At 61.0% G+C, this 16,855-nt stretch carries 15 protein-coding genes and 1 pseudogene; 1 reads left to right on the forward strand and 15 read right to left on the reverse strand.

What is annotated here, in order from left to right; all coding sequences use genetic code 11:
• Nucleotides 1-39 precede the first annotated feature (39 nt).
• The 13 genes and pseudogenes from QRN41_RS26310 to QRN41_RS12195 all read right to left on the reverse strand — a co-directional run bounded on the left by QRN41_RS26310 (nt 40) and on the right by QRN41_RS12195 (nt 14,383).
• Entirely contained in the window at nt 40-924 is an 885-nt protein-coding gene (locus tag QRN41_RS26310; protein WP_371263975.1) for a methyl-accepting chemotaxis protein, read from the reverse strand.
• A 21-nt stretch (nt 925-945) separates the two neighbouring features.
• Nucleotides 946-1,974 (reverse strand): annotated as a pseudogene (locus QRN41_RS26315) (methyl-accepting chemotaxis protein); the annotation flags it as partial.
• A gap of 140 nt (nt 1,975-2,114) precedes the next feature.
• Nucleotides 2,115-3,404, reverse strand: a complete 1,290-nt coding sequence (locus QRN41_RS12145; protein ID WP_034095609.1) for an adenylosuccinate synthase — start codon at nt 3,402-3,404, stop codon at nt 2,115-2,117.
• A 54-nt stretch (nt 3,405-3,458) separates the two neighbouring features.
• Entirely contained in the window at nt 3,459-4,646 is a 1,188-nt protein-coding gene (locus QRN41_RS12150) for an ATP phosphoribosyltransferase regulatory subunit (protein ID WP_034136657.1), read from the reverse strand.
• A 292-nt stretch (nt 4,647-4,938) separates the two neighbouring features.
• Nucleotides 4,939-5,805 (reverse strand): protease modulator HflC, encoded by an 867-nt coding sequence (hflC, locus tag QRN41_RS12155; RefSeq protein WP_285421615.1) that lies wholly within the window; start codon nt 5,803-5,805, stop codon nt 4,939-4,941.
• Nucleotides 5,805-6,980, reverse strand: coding sequence for an FtsH protease activity modulator HflK (hflK, locus tag QRN41_RS12160; protein ID WP_034136656.1), 1,176 nt, complete (start codon nt 6,978-6,980; stop codon nt 5,805-5,807). The genes hflC and hflK overlap by 1 nt, the downstream gene beginning before the upstream one ends.
• 96 nt (nt 6,981-7,076) lie before the next feature.
• Nucleotides 7,077-8,378, reverse strand: a complete 1,302-nt coding sequence (gene hflX / locus QRN41_RS12165) for a ribosome rescue GTPase HflX (protein WP_034095605.1) — start codon at nt 8,376-8,378, stop codon at nt 7,077-7,079.
• 12 nt (nt 8,379-8,390) lie between these two features.
• Nucleotides 8,391-8,651 (reverse strand): RNA chaperone Hfq, encoded by a 261-nt coding sequence (gene hfq / locus QRN41_RS12170; protein ID WP_034095604.1) that lies wholly within the window; start codon nt 8,649-8,651, stop codon nt 8,391-8,393.
• Between the two features lie 92 nt (nt 8,652-8,743).
• A complete protein-coding gene (miaA, locus tag QRN41_RS12175) occupies nt 8,744-9,715 on the reverse strand; it encodes a tRNA (adenosine(37)-N6)-dimethylallyltransferase MiaA (RefSeq protein ID WP_285421627.1) in 972 nt (323 codons plus the stop codon).
• The gene (gene mutL / locus QRN41_RS12180; RefSeq protein WP_285421616.1) at nt 9,715-11,628 is read right to left on the reverse strand and encodes a DNA mismatch repair endonuclease MutL; all 1,914 of its coding nucleotides are present in this window, start codon (nt 11,626-11,628) and stop codon (nt 9,715-9,717) included. The genes miaA and mutL overlap by 1 nt, the downstream gene beginning before the upstream one ends.
• Nucleotides 11,628-13,049, reverse strand: a complete 1,422-nt coding sequence (locus QRN41_RS12185) for an N-acetylmuramoyl-L-alanine amidase (protein ID WP_034095601.1) — start codon at nt 13,047-13,049, stop codon at nt 11,628-11,630. The genes mutL and QRN41_RS12185 overlap by 1 nt, the downstream gene beginning before the upstream one ends.
• 15 nt (nt 13,050-13,064) lie before the next feature.
• Nucleotides 13,065-13,535: a tRNA (adenosine(37)-N6)-threonylcarbamoyltransferase complex ATPase subunit type 1 TsaE gene (gene tsaE, locus QRN41_RS12190; RefSeq protein WP_285421617.1), complete on the reverse strand. Its 471-nt coding sequence runs from the start codon at nt 13,533-13,535 to the stop codon at nt 13,065-13,067.
• Nucleotides 13,523-14,383, reverse strand: a complete 861-nt coding sequence (locus tag QRN41_RS12195) for an NAD(P)H-hydrate dehydratase (RefSeq protein ID WP_285421618.1) — start codon at nt 14,381-14,383, stop codon at nt 13,523-13,525. The genes tsaE and QRN41_RS12195 overlap by 13 nt, the downstream gene beginning before the upstream one ends.
• 63 nt (nt 14,384-14,446) lie before the next feature.
• On the opposite strand from QRN41_RS12195, the gene queG reads away from it, so the two are divergent.
• Nucleotides 14,447-15,529 carry a tRNA epoxyqueuosine(34) reductase QueG gene (gene queG, locus QRN41_RS12200; protein WP_040265879.1) on the forward strand — a complete coding sequence of 361 codons (1,083 nt, stop codon included), beginning with the start codon at nt 14,447-14,449 and terminating at the stop codon, nt 15,527-15,529.
• Here the strand turns inward: queG and QRN41_RS12205 are convergent.
• Both QRN41_RS12205 and orn read right to left on the reverse strand, forming a co-directional pair.
• Nucleotides 15,508-16,125, reverse strand: coding sequence for a trimeric intracellular cation channel family protein (locus QRN41_RS12205; protein WP_173603573.1), 618 nt, complete (start codon nt 16,123-16,125; stop codon nt 15,508-15,510). The genes queG and QRN41_RS12205 overlap by 22 nt on opposite strands.
• Nucleotides 16,126-16,297: 172 nt before the next feature.
• Complete coding sequence (gene orn / locus QRN41_RS12210) at nt 16,298-16,840, reverse strand: oligoribonuclease (protein WP_034095596.1); 543 nt, start codon at nt 16,838-16,840, stop codon at nt 16,298-16,300.
• Nucleotides 16,841-16,855: the final 15 nt, after the last annotated feature.

Consider the following 16,855-nt stretch of genomic DNA (forward strand, 5'->3'; position numbering starts at 1 on the left):
GGGGCAAGCCCCCTCCCACAGGTTGTACGGCAGGCAACGCTAAGCCCGAAACTGACCCAGACTCGCCTTCAACTGCGCAGCCAACCCATCCAACACCTTGCCGCTGGCGGTGGTTTCCACCACTGCCTGTGCGGCACGCTCGGCCTGGGCATGGATCACCTCGACCCGTCCACGCACGGCTTGGGCGCCTTTAGCCTGATGTTCAGCGGCACGAGTGGCCAGGCCAATCGCGGCGTGCACCTGCTCCACCGACGCCTGCACCGTCTGCTGCAAGCGCACGCTATCGCGCAGCACCAACAAACCCTCATTGGCTTGGCGACCGGCCTTGCCAATGGTTTCCACTGCCTCGCGAGCGCCCTGCTGCAAGGCCACGATATGCGCCTGGATATCCCCAGTGGAGCTTTGAGTCTTGCTCGCCAAGGCGCGCACCTCATCCGCCACCACCGCAAAGCCGCGCCCGGTCTCGCCGGCCCGCGCAGCCTCGATGGCCGCGTTAAGCGCCAGCAGGTTGGTCTGCTCGGCAATGCCATGAATCACCGTCAACACCACCTCGATCTGCTCGCTCTGTTGCGCCAGACGCTCGATAACCTGCGCGCCCGCCTCGACCTGCCCAGCCAATGCCTCAATCAAGCTACCTACTTCGGCCGAAGTGCGTGAGTTCTGGTCCGTAGCCTGGCGGATATCCACCACCTGCTGCAAAGCAGCCTGCATAGCCTGGCTTTCGGCCTGAGCCTCGTCGGCCATTTCCGAGAGGGCACGCAGGCTTTCGGCCACTTCATCACGCTGCAAACCGGCTGCCGCATCGGCACCGGCATTACGCAAGGTCATCGCACCGATCTCAACCCCGGTACGCTGGGCCACATCGCCCGCCTCACGCACGATCGGTTGCAACTTATCCACAAAGCGATTAACCGCCGAGGCCATGTCGCCGATCTCGTCTTTGCTGCTGATTTGCACGCGCTTGGTGAGGTCACCTTCGCCCGCCGCCAGATCATCCATGGCCGCGATCAGCAACTTCAGACGATTGACCACGCGGCGCCCGAGCACCACCGCAATCAGCAGCAGAACCCCCAGCCCCACCAACGCCAGGCCCATGCCGATGCGCCAGCGCAGCGTACCGGCCGCTTCCTGCACGGCATTGGTGGTATTGGCCGTCATCTGGGTGGCAGTGGCCTGCGCCGACTGCAACTTGGCGCCCATGGCGGCCGCGCTGTCCGCCGCCGCGCCCTTGAGGCTGTCGCCCACCAGTTGGTCGCCGCTGGCGATCAGGGCGGCAAAACGCTTATCCAACGCCTGCAGGTCGGCTTCCACCGAAGCGGTGGACACCCCCATCAGCACCTTGCCGATCTCCACGCCATTCGGACTGATGGACGCCTCAACGTAGTAAACCGACGGGTCGGTCTTGGCCGCATTGAGCACTTTGTCCAAGGCACGATCACCCTGGCCTTTTTCCAACAGCGCTTTGTTGATTGGGTTTTCGCGGTTCAGGTAACGCGTCAAATGCTCACCGGTCGCGTCGTCGTAGACCACGAACAACACGTTGGGATTGCGCTGAGCACGCCGGGCAAACTCGGACAAAGTCGGCACATCGCTGTCCCACATGGCCCGCGGCGCCACCGAAGCCAGCAGCTGCGCCATATCATTGGCGGAGTCTTGCAGGTCTTTTTCCAGGGTTGCGCGCAGTTGCTTCTGCTCTTCCTGCAAACGCGAAGACAAACCGCTGGTCAAGCGCTGACGCGTACTGGAGGACAGGCTGTCGAGACTGGAAGTGACTTCCTTCCCGGCTTGCGCCAGCTCGTTCGACAGTTTTTGACTGTCGATGCCTAGGCGGTTGCCCAGATCGGCTTCCAACGCCGTGACGGTGCTCCGCGTCAGCGCGACGGCCACCAGCACCTGCACCAAAAGGGCGATACCCAGGGTAACGAACACCGGGCGCAGCAATCGGCTTTGTAACAATGAAAGAACGGCAGACATCGGAAATTCCCTCCACCACGGGTGCCATTAATTTGATAGCACCGCGAAAGAAGGAAATACAGCAAGGGTCGTGCCGTTTATTGCCTGGAAACGACAAAGGGCTCCCGAAGGAGCCCTTTGCATTTTAGATCAACAGCTTATTAAGCGAACGGATGACGCAGAACGATGGTTTCGTTGCGGTCAGGGCCCGTCGAAATAATGTCAATCGGTGCGCCGATCAGTTCTTCAACGCGTTTGATGTAGGCACGGGCATTGGCCGGCAGCTCTTCCAGGGACTTGGCGCCCACGGTCGACTCGGTCCAACCCGGCACTTCTTCGTACACAGGCTGCAGGCCTACGTAGCTGTCGGCATCAGTCGGCGCAACGTCGTTACCGTTTGCATCTTTGTAGCCGGTGCAGATGTTGATGGTTTCCAGACCATCGAGTACGTCCAGCTTGGTCAGGCAGATGCCCGAGATGCTGTTCACATCGATAGCGCGACGCAGGATAACGGCATCGAACCAGCCACAACGGCGAGCACGGCCGGTGGTTGCACCGAACTCATGGCCTTGTTTGGCCAGGTGCGCGCCTACTTCGTCGAACAGCTCAGTCGGGAATGGGCCCGAACCGACGCGCGTGGTGTACGCCTTGGTGATGCCCAGGATGTAATCCAGGAACATTGGGCCCACGCCCGAACCGGTAGCAACGCCGCCAGCCGTGGTGTTGGAGCTGGTCACGTACGGGTAGGTGCCGTGGTCGATGTCCAGCAACGAACCTTGGGCACCTTCGAACATGATGTCCTTGCCGGCGCGACGCAGGTCGTGCAGCTCAGCCGTCACGTCCAGCATCAACGGCTTGAGCAGCTCAGCGTATTCTTTGCACTCGGCCAGGGTCTTGTCGAACTCGATGGCCGGCTCTTTGTAGTAACCGACCAGCATGAAGTTGTGGTAATCCACCAGTTCACGCAGCTTGTCTTCAAAGCGCGGCATGTTGAGCAGGTCGCCCACACGCAAGCCACGACGTGCAACCTTGTCTTCGTAGGCCGGGCCGATGCCACGACCGGTGGTGCCGATCTTCAGCTCGCCGCGGGCCTTTTCACGGGCCTGGTCCAGCGCGACGTGGAACGACAGGATCAGCGGGCAGGACGGGCTGATACGCAGGCGCTCGCGCACCGGTACGCCTTTCTCTTCCAGCTTGGTGATTTCCCGCAGCAGGGCGTCCGGTGCAACCACCACGCCGTTACCGATCAGGCACTGCACACCTTCGCGCAGCACGCCCGACGGGATCAGGTGCAAAACGGTTTTTTCGCCATCGATGACCAGGGTGTGGCCAGCGTTGTGACCACCTTGGTAGCGCACTACGGCGGCAGCATGTTCGGTCAGCAGATCAACGATCTTGCCTTTGCCCTCATCACCCCATTGGGTGCCCAGGACTACGACATTCTTACCCATAACACTTGTCCTCATTCGCGCAAACTTGGTGCCGGCGATGGCCGGCAGGAAAACTCAAGAAGCCAGTGGCGATACTTGCCAAAGCCCGTTCTGCAGAATCAATTGCCGGTCGCAGTCCGCTTCACGGGCGGCGGCCAATGGCTGCCCAGGCAATGCCTGGACGACACGCTGACCCTCACTGCGCAACTGGCAGACCTGCTGCCAGAGTGCTGCGTCCGTACTGTCGGGCATCCAGATGCCACCAGACGGCAGCTCGACCTCAGCACGCCCCAGGGTCACCAGGGTTTTTAAATCGGTGGAGAAGCCGGTGGCCGGACGCGCGCGACCGAAGTCGGCACCGATATCGTCATAACGACCGCCTTGGGCGATGGCCTGGCCAACGCCCGGAACAAACACCGCGAACACCACACCCGTGTGGTAGTGATAACCGCGCAGCTCGCCCAAATCGAAATACAGCGGCAACTGCGGGAAACGTGCCGACAACTGCTCGGCAATGGCCACCACATCATCCAATGCCGCCAAAACCGCCGCCGGCGCGCTCGCCAGTTGTTCACGGGCAGCCGAAAGCACTTCGCGGCCGCCACACAAGTTCACCAGCGCGCGTAGCATGCGGGCCAGATCGGCGGGCACACCTTCAGTCAGCGCGATGACTTCATCGATGGCCTTGCGCTGCAAGGCATCGAACAACTGTTGCTCCACTTCACCAGACAAACCGGCCGCACGGGCCAAGCCGCGGTAGATACCGACGTGGCCCAGGTCCATGTGCACATCTGGGACGTCAGCCAGTTGCAGCATGGCCAGCATCAAACTGATGACTTCCACGTCGCTGCTCGGGCTGGCGTCGCCGTACAGCTCGGCGCCCAGCTGGATCGGGCTACGGGAAGACGACAAGGCGCGGGGCTTCGCATGCAGTACGCTGCCGGCGTAGCACAGGCGGTTCGGGCCTTCGCGACGCAGGGTGTGTGCGTCGATGCGCGCCACCTGCGGCGTGATGTCGGCACGGAATCCCATCTGCCGACCCGACTGCGGATCGATAACCTTGAAGGTGCGCAGATCCAGGTCCTGGCCCGCGCCGGTCAGCAGGGATTCGAGGTACTCGATATGAGGGGTTACGACAAAGTCATAACCCCAGCTCTGGAACAGATCCAACACCTGGCGGCGCGCTACTTCGATGCGCGCAGCTTCCGGTGGCAGTACTTCTTCGATGCCATCTGGCAGCAGCCAGCGGTCTACCGTTGCCATTACGCCATTCCCCTTTGATCCGGGCGGCCAGCCCTCGGCCGAGCCTTGAGTGAAGCAGAAAATGCCCGCCGCCTGCATAAACCACGCGCAAGAGCGACGTGACGAACGGCCTGCCAGCGGCCTCGTCGGGCACTTTCCTCGAAAAACCTGTCACGCCTGCCGAATCAAACATGCAGACGCAAAAAAGCCGGGAATTTCCCGGCTGCCGCATCATACACCCGTTTTCTGAAAGGATCACCCCGCCAGGCGTTTTACCCGCCCGACGGAGTGTGCCCTACGCAGTCACAGGCGCTTACTTGGCTTTTTCCAGGTAGCGAAAGAAATCGCTGCTTGGGTCCAGCACCATGACGTCGGTTTTGTTGGCGAAGCTTTCACGGTAGGCACGCAGGCTGCGATAGAACGCGTAGAACTCCTGATCCTGACCGTAGGCCTTGGCGTAGATCGCCGCAGCTTGAGCGTCGCCATCACCACGGGCCTCTTCAGCCTCGCGATAGGCTTCGGCCAGCAGTACACGACGCTGACGATCGGCATCCGCGCGGATACCTTCGGCCAACTCGTTACCCTTGGCGCGATGCTCACGCGCTTCACGCTCACGCTCGGTGCTCATACGCTCGAACACGCTGCGGTTTACTTCCTTCGGCAGGTCGATGGCCTTGACCCGAACATCGATCACTTCGATGCCCAGTTCTTTTTCCGCCATCTTGTTCAGCGAAGCCGTGATATCCGCCATCAGCGCATCACGCTCACCGGACACCACCTCGTGCAGGGTGCGCTTACCAAACTGGTCACGCAGGCCCGATTCCAGACGACGCGACAAACGTTCGTCGGCAATCTGCTTGAGACCGGAAGTTGCGGTGTAGAAGCGCTCGGCGTCCTTGACGCGCCACTTGGCGTAGGCGTCAACCATCACGGCTTTCTTTTCCAGGGTCAGGAAGCGCTGTGTCGGTGCATCCAGAGTCATCAGGCGTGCATCGAACTTGCGCACCTGGTTGACGTAGGGGACTTTCACATGCAGACCCGGCTGGACATCCGCCTGGACCACGCGACCGAATTGCAGCAGCACCGCACGCTCGGTCTGAGCCACGATGTAGAAGCAGTTCCAGGCAGCGATGACCACGACGACACCCACAATCAGGGCGGTCAGCGATTTATTGCTCATCAACGACTCTCCCTGGTACGTGTTTGCTGTTGCAGCAAGTCAGCAGCCGCACGGGCGCTCGCTTCATTGGCAGCGGCATTGGAACCGGTAGACGGCGCGCTGGTGCTGCTACGACCACCTTCGATCATCTTGTCCAGCGGCAGGTAAAGCAGATTGTTCTGCCCGCCCTTGCTGCCGGTCACGAGAACCTTGCTGGTATTGCTGAAAACTTCCTGCATGGTGTCCAGGTACAGACGCTCGCGGGTAACCTCGGGCGCCTTGCGGTACTCGGCCACCAGCTTGGTGAAGCGATCGGCCTCACCCTTGGCGCGAGACACTACTTCGTCGCGATAACCGTTGGCATCTTCGATGATGCGCTGAGCTTGACCACGGGCTTCCGGCACGACGCCGTTGGCGTAGGTTTCAGCCTGGTTGCGCGAACGCTGTTCGTCCTCACGGGCACGGATCACGTCGTCGAAGGCTTCTTGCACCTCACGCGGTGCAGCTGCGCTCTGTACGTTCACCTGGGTGACGGTGATACCGGTGCGGTAGGTATCGAGGAACCGTTGCAGGCGCTCCTTGATCTCGCTGGCCATCAGCTCACGACCTTCGGTGAGCACCTGATCCATGGCGGTGGAGCCCACCACATGGCGCAGTGCACTTTCGGTTGCGTGTTGCAGGCTGATTTCCGGCTGATCAACGTTCAGCACGAAGTCCTGCAGGTTGCTGATCTTGTACTGCACGGTCAGCGGCACCTCGACGATATTCTCGTCTTCGGTCAGCATCTGGCCCTGCTTGGTGTAGGCACGCTCACGCGTGACGTTCTCCATGTACTTCTTGTCGATCGGCGGGAAATAGATATTCAGGCCCGGACCAACAGTCTCGTAGTACTTGCCGAAGCGCAGCACCACGGCCTGCTCCTGCTCGTCCACCACGTAGACCGCGCTGTACAGCCAGACAGCCGCCAGCACCACAAGGCCCAAGCCGAGCAGGCCGTAACCACCGCCCTTGCCCGTGCGACCGCCGTCGTCACCACCACGTTTTTTTCCACCACCGAACAACCCATTCAGGCTTTCCTGCAGCTTTCGGAAGGCCTCGTCGAGATCTGGTGGCCCCTTGCGGTCGCCATTATTGCGGCGCTTACCACCCCAAGGATCCTGATTATTCGAGTTGCCACCCGGCTCATTCCAAGCCATAGCGCTCTCCATCTGATAAAGCAAAGACGCACCCACGGCGCGCCGACCAATGCTACAGAATGCCTGCTACTGCGGCACAACCGCTTTCGGAGGCTTTTATTGCAAAGTGTGTTGTTCGATGAACTCTGTCGGCACCACACCTTCACGACTGACCAGCCGATTCAGCTCCGAGCGCGGCAATCGAACGGCCAGCAAGCTGACACCTTCTTCGTCGTGTTCTTCTTTCTGTACCGCGCCCAGCTCGAAAAACTGTGCACGCAGTCGAGCAAAACGCTGGGGCAAGCGCAAGGTGCCGACAAACAAATCACTGCCGAGCAACTCGGCAATCGCTTGTTCAAGCAGCTCCAGGCCACTGCCATCGCGCGCCGACAGCCAGACCCGCTGGGGCTTGCCGTTCTCATCGCGCTGGATTTGCGGCTCCACGCCTTCAAGCAAATCGAGTTTGTTATAGACCTCGAGGATCGGCAAGTCCTGGGCACCAATCTCGCCCAGCACCAGCATCACCTGCTCGATCTGCAACATGCGATCCGGCTCGGCCGCATCGATTACATGCAGCAGCAAGTCGGAATTGCTCGACTCTTCGAGCGTAGACCTAAATGCCTCGACCAGCTTGTGCGGCAAGTGACGAATAAAACCCACGGTATCGGCCAACACGATCGGCCCCAGGTCGGCCAGATCCAGACGACGCAAAGTAGGGTCGAGGGTGGCGAACAGTTGGTCCGCCGCGTACACGTCGGACTTCGTCACGTTGTTGAATAGCGTGGACTTGCCGGCGTTGGTGTAGCCCACCAGAGACACGGTAGGAATATCCGCACGCGAACGCCCACGGCGCGACTGCTCGCGCTGGCTGCGGACTTTCTCCAGCCGCCCCTTGATCTGACGCAGGCGAACCCGCAGCAGACGGCGGTCGGTTTCGAGTTGGGTTTCACCCGGCCCACGCATGCCGATACCGCCACCCTGACGCTCAAGGTGAGTCCAGCCGCGCACCAGACGCGTACTCATATGGTCAAGCTGGGCCAATTCGACCTGAAGCTTACCTTCATGGGTGCGGGCGCGCTGGGCGAAGATATCGAGAATCAGACCGGTGCGGTCAATCACGCGACACTCGAAAACACGTTCGAGGTTACGTTCCTGACTGGGCGTGAGGGTGTGATTGAAGATCACCAGATCGGCTTCTTCGGCGTGAACCAGGTCGCGCAATTCCTCGACCTTGCCGCTGCCGATCAGGTATTTGGCGGTTGGCCGATGACGCGGCACGTTAAAAAACGCAACGGTCTCGGCGCCGGCCGAATTTGCCAGCTCCTGAAACTCCTGCGGATCTTCGCGCGCCTCAGGGTCCTGTCCATCCAAGTGAACGAGGATTACTCGCTCACCACCACCGTGGCGCTCAAAGAACAAAGGAGACTCCTATCAGGCGTTACCTGGCTCAGCGTCAGCTTGCTCGTCACCCGCTGCGCTAGGCAGGCGGATTGGGCGAACAGGGACGACTGTTGAGATAGCGTGTTTGTAAACCATCTGGCTGACGGTGTTTTTCAACAGGATCACGAACTGGTCGAACGACTCAATCGTACCTTGCAACTTGATACCGTTGACCAGATAAATGGAAACCCCCACTTTCTCTTTACGTAAGGTATTCAAGTAAGGGTCTTGTAGCGAATGCCCTTTTGACATGTGCCGCACTCCTTTAAGGATCAATAATAAAAATCGGAAAATAGAAAGCTTTAACCGTCACACCCCCAAGGATAGACGGCAATTGCAAGGACTCAGCTCAATATGGAGACCGTTCCCAAGTATTTCAAGGCGCGTGACAGATTGTCGCTGTCCAGGCTGTCCAGCCAGTGCAAATCGCTCCAACTGCGCAACCAGGTGAACTGGCGTTTCGCCAATTGGCGCGTGGCGATGATGCCGCGCTCCTGCATTTCGGCTGACGTCAGCTTGCCATCCAGATGATCCCAGACTTGGCGATAGCCTACAGCACGTATCGAAGGCAACCCTGGATGCAGGTCACCTCTGGAACGCAGTGCTACGACCTCTTCCACAAACCCCTGTTCCAACATAATTGTGAATCTTTGTGCAATTCGTTCATGCAGCACCTGGCGATTTGCCGGAGCGATGGCCAGATTGGCCACAGTATAGGGCAATTGTGACTTCCCAGATGCGCCTGCATCAGCACTTTGCGCAGATTGTCGCTGCCGATGCTCGGTCATGGTCAGCCCGCTGACACGCCAGACTTCCAGTGCCCGCGTCAGGCGCTGAGGGTCATTAGGATGAATGCGCGCCGCCGACACCGGATCTACCGCTGCCAACTGATCATGCAGGGCTTGCCAGCCAAGGCGTGCAGCTTCGTCTTCAAGCTCGGCGCGCACCTGGGCGTCCGCTGGCGGCATATCCGCCAGACCTTCCTGCAAAGCCTTGTAATAGAGCATCGTGCCGCCCACCAGCAGGGGAATATTGCCCCGTGCGGTGATCTCAGCCATGGCGGCCAGGGCATCGGTGCGAAAATCCGCCGCCGAATAACTCTCGGCGGGGTCAATGATGTCGATCAGCCGGTGCGGATGCTGCGCGAGCAACGCCTTGGAGGGCTTGGCCGTGCCGATGTCCATGTCCCGGTAAACCAGGGCAGAGTCGACGCTGATCAACTCGCATGGCAGCACCTTGGTCAGCTCGATAGCGAGATCGGTCTTACCGGCGGCCGTGGGGCCCATCAGGAAGATTGCGGGGGGCAAGGCACTCATCAACGACCGCGCAGGAACAGTTTGTCCAGATCGTCCAGGCCCATCTGGGTCCAGGTCGGTCGGCCATGGTTGCACTGCCCGCTGCGCTCGGTGTTTTCCATGTCGCGCAGTAGCCCGTTCATTTCCGGCAACGCCAGGCGGCGGTTGGCGCGGATGGCACCATGGCAGGCCATGGTGCCCAGCAATTCGTTGATGTGGGCCTGAATACGGTCGCTGGTGCCGTACTCCATCAGGTCCGCCAACACATCGGCGACCAGCCGGTTGGCCTCGGCCTGCTTGAGCAGCGCAGGGATCTGCCGGATCGCAAGGGTTTCCGGCCCCAGACGCTGCAGCTCAAAGCCCAGCTTCTGGAAAACCTCGTGATGCTCTTCGGCGCAATCGGCCTCACGCTGGCTGACCGCCAGGGATTCGGGCACCAGCAACGGCTGGCCGCTGAGACCTTCACTGGCCATGGCGACCTTTAGCCGCTCATACATGATCCGCTCATGGGCGGCGTGCATATCGACCAGCACCAGGCCATGGGCGTTTTCCGCCAGGATGTAGATACCTTTGAGCTGCGCCAACGCATAACCCAGCGGCGGAATATCACCGCCGCCTTCGGGCAAGGCCGCCGCACTCGGCTGTGCGCCCGGCAGCGGCGCGAAGAATTCGCGATAAGCGGCCTGAGCTTCGGCCACCGGCACCGCTGACTGCGGCCGCGGTGTGTATTGATATTGATAACCCGCACCCGAGCCAGCGTTCGGTGCTGTGTAAGCCGGCTGCGGTTGCGGCGATTGCAGCAGGTTGCCTGCCAGGCTCATTTCGCCCTGGGGGCCGAATTCACCGGCCTCGGGCCCACTTGGCCGCACCACCGCGGTTACGATTGGCGCCGCCAGTTGGTCATCCGGGCGCACATCGCCCAGCGCGCGGTGCAACGTGCCATAAAGGAAGTCGTGCACCATGCGCCCATCACGGAAACGCACTTCGTGTTTGGTCGGGTGCACGTTGACGTCCACCACCGACGGGTCGACCTCGAAAAACAGCACAAACGTCGGATGCCGCCCATTGAACAGCACGTCGCGATAAGCCTGGCGGACCGCGTGGGCCACCAATTTGTCGCGCACCGCGCGGCCATTCACAAAGAAATACTGCAAATCCGCCTGGCTGCGGGAGAAAGTCGGCAAGCCCACCCAGCCCCACAGACGCAAGCCGTTGCGCTCGATTTCGATCGGCAGCGCCTGCTCCAGGAAGCCCGCGCCGCACACCGCCGCGACTCGACGCGCACGGGCGGCGTCATCATTGGCTTCGTGCAGGCTGAGAATGGTCTTGCCGTTGTGGCGCAGGTGAAACGCCACATCGAAACGCGCCAGGGCCAGGCGTTTGATGACTTCCTGCAGGTGATCGAATTCGGTTTTTTCGGCTTTGAGGAATTTGCGCCGCGCCGGGGTGTTGAAGAACAAATCGCGCACTTCTACCGAGGTGCCCACCGGATGCGCCGCCGGCTGGACTCTGGCCGCCATGTCGCGCCCTTCGGTTTCCACTTGCCAGGCCTGATCGGCGCTGCGGGTGCGCGAGGTCAACGTCAGGCGCGCTACGGAGCTGATGGACGCCAGGGCCTCACCGCGAAAGCCCAGGCTCATCACCCGTTCAAGGTCTTCCAGATCGCGAATTTTGCTGGTGGCGTGACGGGCCAGGGCCAGCGGCAGGTCGTCGGAGGAAATACCGCTGCCGTCGTCACGTACGCGCAGGAGTTTTACACCGCCCTGCTCCACATCCACATCGATGCGCTTGGCACCGGAGTCGATGCTGTTTTCCAGCAACTCCTTGATCACCGATGCCGGTCGTTCCACCACTTCGCCCGCAGCGATCTGGTTGGCCAGGCGCGGGCTGAGCAATTCAATGCGCGACCCGCTGGTGAGGTTTGATTCGCTCATTACTGTGCCGCCAATTCTGTGCCTGGGATGGTCAACACCTGGCCGACTTTCAACTCATCGGTTTTCAGGTTGTTCGCATTGCGCAAGGTCGCGGGCGATACCTGGAAACGCACCGCCAGCATGGCCAGGGTATCGCCGGGCTGTACGCGATGATCACGCGGGCCTTGGGCGATCTTGCCGGAGTCACGCAGCCAGGCGATGTAAGTGCCAGGAGGCGGGTTCTGCTGGAAGAACTGGCGCACGCCAGCGCTGATGGAACGTGCCAGTGCCTGCTGGTGGCTGGCGCTGGCCAGTTTGGACGCTTCGTTGGCGTTGGAGATAAAGCCAGTCTCCACCAGGATCGACGGAATATCCGGCGACTTCAACACCATGAACCCCGCCTGTTCTACACGCTGTTTGTGCAACGACGTGACGCGCCCAATGTTGCTCAATACTTTCTGGCCGACGTTCAGGCTGGACGTCAGGGAGGCCGTCATCGACAGGTCCAATAGTACGCCAGCGAGCATTTTGTCCTTGTCGTCCAGGGACACATTGCCAGCTCCGCCGATCAGGTCGGACCGGTTTTCACTGTCGGCCAGCCAGCGCGCGGTCTCGGACGTGGCACCACGGTCCGACAGCGCGAACACCGAAGCACCGAAGGCGGCCGTCGACGGCGCGGCGTCGGCGTGGATCGACACGAACAGGTCGGCGCCTTTCTTACGCGCAATTTCGGTACGGCCGCGCAACGGGATGAAATAGTCGCCGGTGCGGGTCAGTTCCGCACGGTAGCCTTTCATGCCATTGACCTGGCGCTGCAACTCGCGGGCGATGGCCAGTACCACGTCTTTTTCATGCTGACCACGCGAGCCGGATGCGCCCGGGTCTTCACCACCGTGGCCAGCGTCGATGACCACGATGATGTCGCGCTTGCCGGCCGGGGCTGGCGGCGGCGGTGGCAGCTTGACCTGAGGCTGCGAAGGGTTGACCGGCACCGCCGGTACAGTTGCCACGCTCGGGGTCGGCGCGGGCGGCGGCGCGGCGTCGGCGGCGTTGTCAAACAGGTCGACCACCAGTCGGTTGCCGTACTGAGCATTCGGCGCCAGGGAGAAACTCTTGGGCGTCACGACTTTTTTCAGGTCGATAACCACGCGCAGATCGGTCGGCGTACGCTGTGCCGAGCGCATGGCGGTAATCGGGGTATTGGCGGTGGAGACTTTCAGCGGCGCGGCCAGGGTCGCACCATTGATGTCGATCACCAGGCGATCAGGCGCCGTCAGGGTAAAGACGCTGTGCTGGACCGGGCCAGACAGGTCGAACACCAGTCGCGTGTTATCCGGCGCTCGCCACAGGCGCACACTCTTTACCTGTGAAGCAGCCAGAGCATTGACAGTCATTGCCGCAAGCAACACCCCTACGACAGCAACCAACGCGCGAAAGCGCATACCTAACCCCACCAATTATTTGAATTCCAAAGCCAAAGCGGCACACCACGACTCGGCGCGCGCGCTCTGGGGCAACAACTTCAGCTGACGTCCATGCTCATGCGGCGTAATGGTAATGGTCAGGTCCGGCTTTGGCAAAAAGCCTGCACCTTTATCTGGCCATTCGATCAGGCATAAAGCATCTTCATCGAAGTAATCACGGATACCCATGAACTCCAATTCCTCAGGGTCCACCAGGCGATAAAGATCGAAGTGAAAGGCACGCACCGCGCTAATCTCGTAGGGCTCCACCAGTGTGAACGTCGGGCTTTTTACCGTCCCTTGATGACCCAATCCGCGAATAATCCCACGGGACAGCGTGGTCTTGCCGGCCCCCAGGTCACCCTGCAGGAAAACCAGCCCCTTGCCGGCCGTCAGTTGCGCAAGGCGATGGCCCAACGCAACCATGGCGTCTTCATCGGCCAGAAAAAGAATTACTTCAGGCACGGTGACTGCTCCTCCAGCAATTGACGAATGGCGGGGATCAGGTCACTGGCGGCGAGCCCGCGACCCAAGGTGCCCTGTCGTTCCCCAGCCGTGGCGTGCAGCCAAACAGCCAGGCAACTGGCCTCGTACGCGGGCATGCCCTGAGCCAGCAAGGCCCCGACCAGGCCTGCCAATACATCGCCCAGCCCTGCGGTGGCCATGGCCGGATGGCCTTGATCGCAGCGGGAAACGCGCCCATCCGGGCAGGCAATCAAACTGCCTGCACCCTTAAGAATGGCGACGGCATTGAATTTCAGACTCAACGCGCGCGCTACCTTAAGACGGTCGGCCTGAACGTCGGCTGTCGAGATCCCCAACAATCGCGCCGCTTCGCCCGGGTGCGGGGTGATAACGCAGTTGGCCGGCAGGCTTACACCGCCGTCGGCCAGTTGATTCAACGCGTCGGCGTCCCACACCTGCGGCTGGCGGGCATTGGCCGCGACAGACAACAGACTTTTGCCCCAACTGGCAGCACCCAGGCCAGGCCCAATGACGATCACCGAGATCTTTTCCAGCAAGCCCATCAATTGGTTGGCAGAACTGACGCCAAGGGTCATGACTTCCGGCAAACGGGCCAGCGCCGCGGGCACGTGCTCAAGGCGCGTGGCCAGAGACACCATGCCCGCACCACTGCGCAAGGCACTTTCAGCGCTCAGTAGCGCGGCGCCGCCAAAACCAAGGTCGCCGCCGATCACCAGCAGGTGGCCGAACTGGCCTTTATGGGCGTGCGGGGAACGCGCAGCCAGTGGCGGCAAATGGCCGGGCAACAGTGGCTGAACGTCGGTAATTTCGTGTTTTGTCTGCGGCATGCGTCTTCAAGCTCCGATGTCTGGCAGAATTATACGCATCTAACCTGTGGTTTCCCGTGTCTCATGCCCGCTATTACCTCCGATCTGCCCGCCCTCGCCCAATCGATCAAAGACTGGGGCCGCGAGCTGGGCTTTCAGCAAGTCGGCATCAGCGGCCTGGACTTGGCCGAGCATGAGCAGCACCTGCAACGCTGGCTCGACGCGGGCTACCACGGCGAGATGGATTACATGGGCGCCCACGGCAGCAAACGCTCCCACCCCGAAGAACTGGTACCCGGCACCCTGCGCGTGGTGTCGCTGCGCATGGACTACCTGCCGGGCGACACCCAGATGGCGCATCTACTGGCCCAGCCGGAAAAAGCCTACATCTCGCGCTATGCCCTGGGTCGCGATTACCACAAGCTGATCCGCAAACGCGTGCAGCAACTGGCCGATCGCATCCAATCCCAGATCGGCCCCTTTGGCTTTCGCGCATTCGTCGACAGCGCGCCAGTGCTCGAAAAAGCCATCGCCGAGCAAGCCGGCCTGGGCTGGATCGGCAAGAACACCCTGGTACTCAACCGCAAAGCCGGCAGTTATTTCTTCCTCAGCGAATTGTTCGTCGACCTGCCCTTGCCAGTCGATCCGCCCCATAGCACCGAGCACTGCGGACGCTGCACCGCCTGCCTGGATATCTGCCCCACCAATGCCTTCGTCGGCCCGTATGTACTGGACGCCCGGCGCTGTATCTCGTACCTCACCATTGAGCTGAAAACGGCTATCCCGGAAGACCTGCGCCCGCTGATCGGTAATCGCGTCTTCGGCTGCGATGACTGTCAGATCGTTTGTCCGTGGAATCGTTTCGCTCGCCCCACTGGCGAAGGCGATTTCCAGCCACGGCATAACCTGGATAACGCAGAGCTGGCCGAACTGTTTATGTGGGACGAGGATAAATTCCTCAGCAGCACCGAAGGCTCACCTCTGCGCCGCGCCGGTTATGAGCGCTGGCTGCGCAACCTGGCGGTAGGACTGGGCAATGCGCCATCAAGCATTCCGGTACTGGAGGCCCTGAAAGCGCGGCGCGAGTACCCGTCGGAGCTGGTGCGCGAGCATGTGGAATGGGCGCTCAAGCAGCATGCCGAGCGTCAGTGCACATCATCGTTGTAGACGAACTTGGGCATTTCCCAGTGAAAGCGGATCGCCAGTAGACGCAATAGAAAGCCACTGAACAACGTCAGCAGGATGGCTTGCTCGCCGGGCAGCTCCAGATGCAGGCACAACAGATAGAACCAAGCGGCGAGGAACGACACGCTGGCGTACAACTCGCGGCGGAAGACCAGCGGGATGTCGTTGCAGAAGATATCCCGCAGAATGCCACCGAACACCCCGGTGATCACGCCGCTGACCGACGCCACCAGCATGCCGTGCCCCATTTCCAGGGCGGTCATGCAGCCAATCAAGGTGAACGCCACCAGGCCCACGGCGTCCAGGGCCAGGAATACCGAGCGCAGGCGTCGCATCAGCGGCGCGATAAAGATCGTCACCAGCGCGGCCACCGAGGTCAGCACCAGGTATTCAGGGTGCTTGACCCACGTCAGCGGGTAGTGCCCCAGCAACACATCCCGCACCGAACCGCCCCCCAGCGCCGTCACGCAGGCAATCAACACCACCCCAAACCAGTCCATGCCGCGCCGACCGGCGGACAAGGCGCCGGTCATGGCTTCGGCGGTGATGGCGATGAGGTAAAGCATCAGCAGCATGATGGCGATCCTTGTAGTGAGCGGGCTTGCCCCGCGCCGGGCTGCGCAGCAGCCCCAAATACTTGGCGATGATATCTATAGGGAAAAATGCGGCAACAGCAGTGGGGCCGCTACGCAGCCCAGCGCGGGGCAAGCCCGCTCACAACAGGAAGCCCGGACACGGTAAGAAACCGTTTCAAGCCTTGATGAAATGCTTACGGTAATGCTGCAGCTCGGCAATCGATTCGCGAATATCGTCCAGCGCCAGGTGAGTGCTGCCCTTGTGGAAGCTGTCTTTGACTTCCGGCGCCCAGCGCGCAGCCAGTTCCTTGAGTGTGGACACGTCCAGGTTGCGGTAATGGAAGTAGCTTTCCAGCGCTTTCATATGGGTATAAAGGAAGCGACGATCCTGGCAGATGCTGTTGCCGCAGATCGGCGACTTGCCTTTGGGTACCCACTGCTCCAGGAAGGCGATGGTCTGGGCTTCAGCCTCGGCCATGCTGATGCGACTGTCGCGCACGCGCTGGGTCAGGCCGGAATTGCCATGGGTGCGGGTATTCCACTCATCCATGGTGGCTAGCACTGCGTCGCTGTGGTGGATGGCGATCACCGGACCTTCGGCCAAGGTATTGAGGTTGCTGTCGGTAACAATCGTCGCCATCTCGATGATGACGTCGGTGTCGGGGTTCAGACCGGTCATTTCCAGATCGATCCAAATCAGGTTCTGTGGGTTTTGCATGGCTCGTTTCTCTTG

Origin of the sequence: Pseudomonas sp. efr-133-TYG-23, from assembly GCF_030209215.1 — a bacterium.
Classification (GTDB): domain Bacteria; phylum Pseudomonadota; class Gammaproteobacteria; order Pseudomonadales; family Pseudomonadaceae; genus Aquipseudomonas; species Aquipseudomonas rhodesiae.

What these genes read in the sequence shown, in the direction of transcription:
- QRN41_RS26310 (WP_371263975.1), bottom strand. Translation starts at nt 924, where the DNA reads ATGGCCTCGGCGGTTAATCGCTTTGTGGATAAGTTGCAACCGATCGTG.
- QRN41_RS12145 (WP_034095609.1), bottom strand. Translation starts at nt 3,404, where the DNA reads ATGGGTAAGAATGTCGTAGTCCTGGGCACCCAATGGGGTGATGAGGGC.
- QRN41_RS12150 (WP_034136657.1), bottom strand. Translation starts at nt 4,646, where the DNA reads ATGGCAACGGTAGACCGCTGGCTGCTGCCAGATGGCATCGAAGAAGTA.
- hflC (WP_285421615.1), bottom strand. Translation starts at nt 5,805, where the DNA reads ATGAGCAATAAATCGCTGACCGCCCTGATTGTGGGTGTCGTCGTGGTC.
- hflK (WP_034136656.1), bottom strand. Translation starts at nt 6,980, where the DNA reads ATGGCTTGGAATGAGCCGGGTGGCAACTCGAATAATCAGGATCCTTGG.
- hfq (WP_034095604.1), bottom strand. Translation starts at nt 8,651, where the DNA reads ATGTCAAAAGGGCATTCGCTACAAGACCCTTACTTGAATACCTTACGT.
- miaA (WP_285421627.1), bottom strand. Translation starts at nt 9,715, where the DNA reads ATGAGTGCCTTGCCCCCCGCAATCTTCCTGATGGGCCCCACGGCCGCC.
- mutL (WP_285421616.1), bottom strand. Translation starts at nt 11,628, where the DNA reads ATGAGCGAATCAAACCTCACCAGCGGGTCGCGCATTGAATTGCTCAGC.
- QRN41_RS12185 (WP_034095601.1), bottom strand. Translation starts at nt 13,049, where the DNA reads ATGCGCTTTCGCGCGTTGGTTGCTGTCGTAGGGGTGTTGCTTGCGGCA.
- QRN41_RS12195 (WP_285421618.1), bottom strand. Translation starts at nt 14,383, where the DNA reads ATGCCGCAGACAAAACACGAAATTACCGACGTTCAGCCACTGTTGCCC.
- queG (WP_040265879.1), top strand. Translation starts at nt 14,447, where the DNA reads ATGCCCGCTATTACCTCCGATCTGCCCGCCCTCGCCCAATCGATCAAA.
- orn (WP_034095596.1), bottom strand. Translation starts at nt 16,840, where the DNA reads ATGCAAAACCCACAGAACCTGATTTGGATCGATCTGGAAATGACCGGT.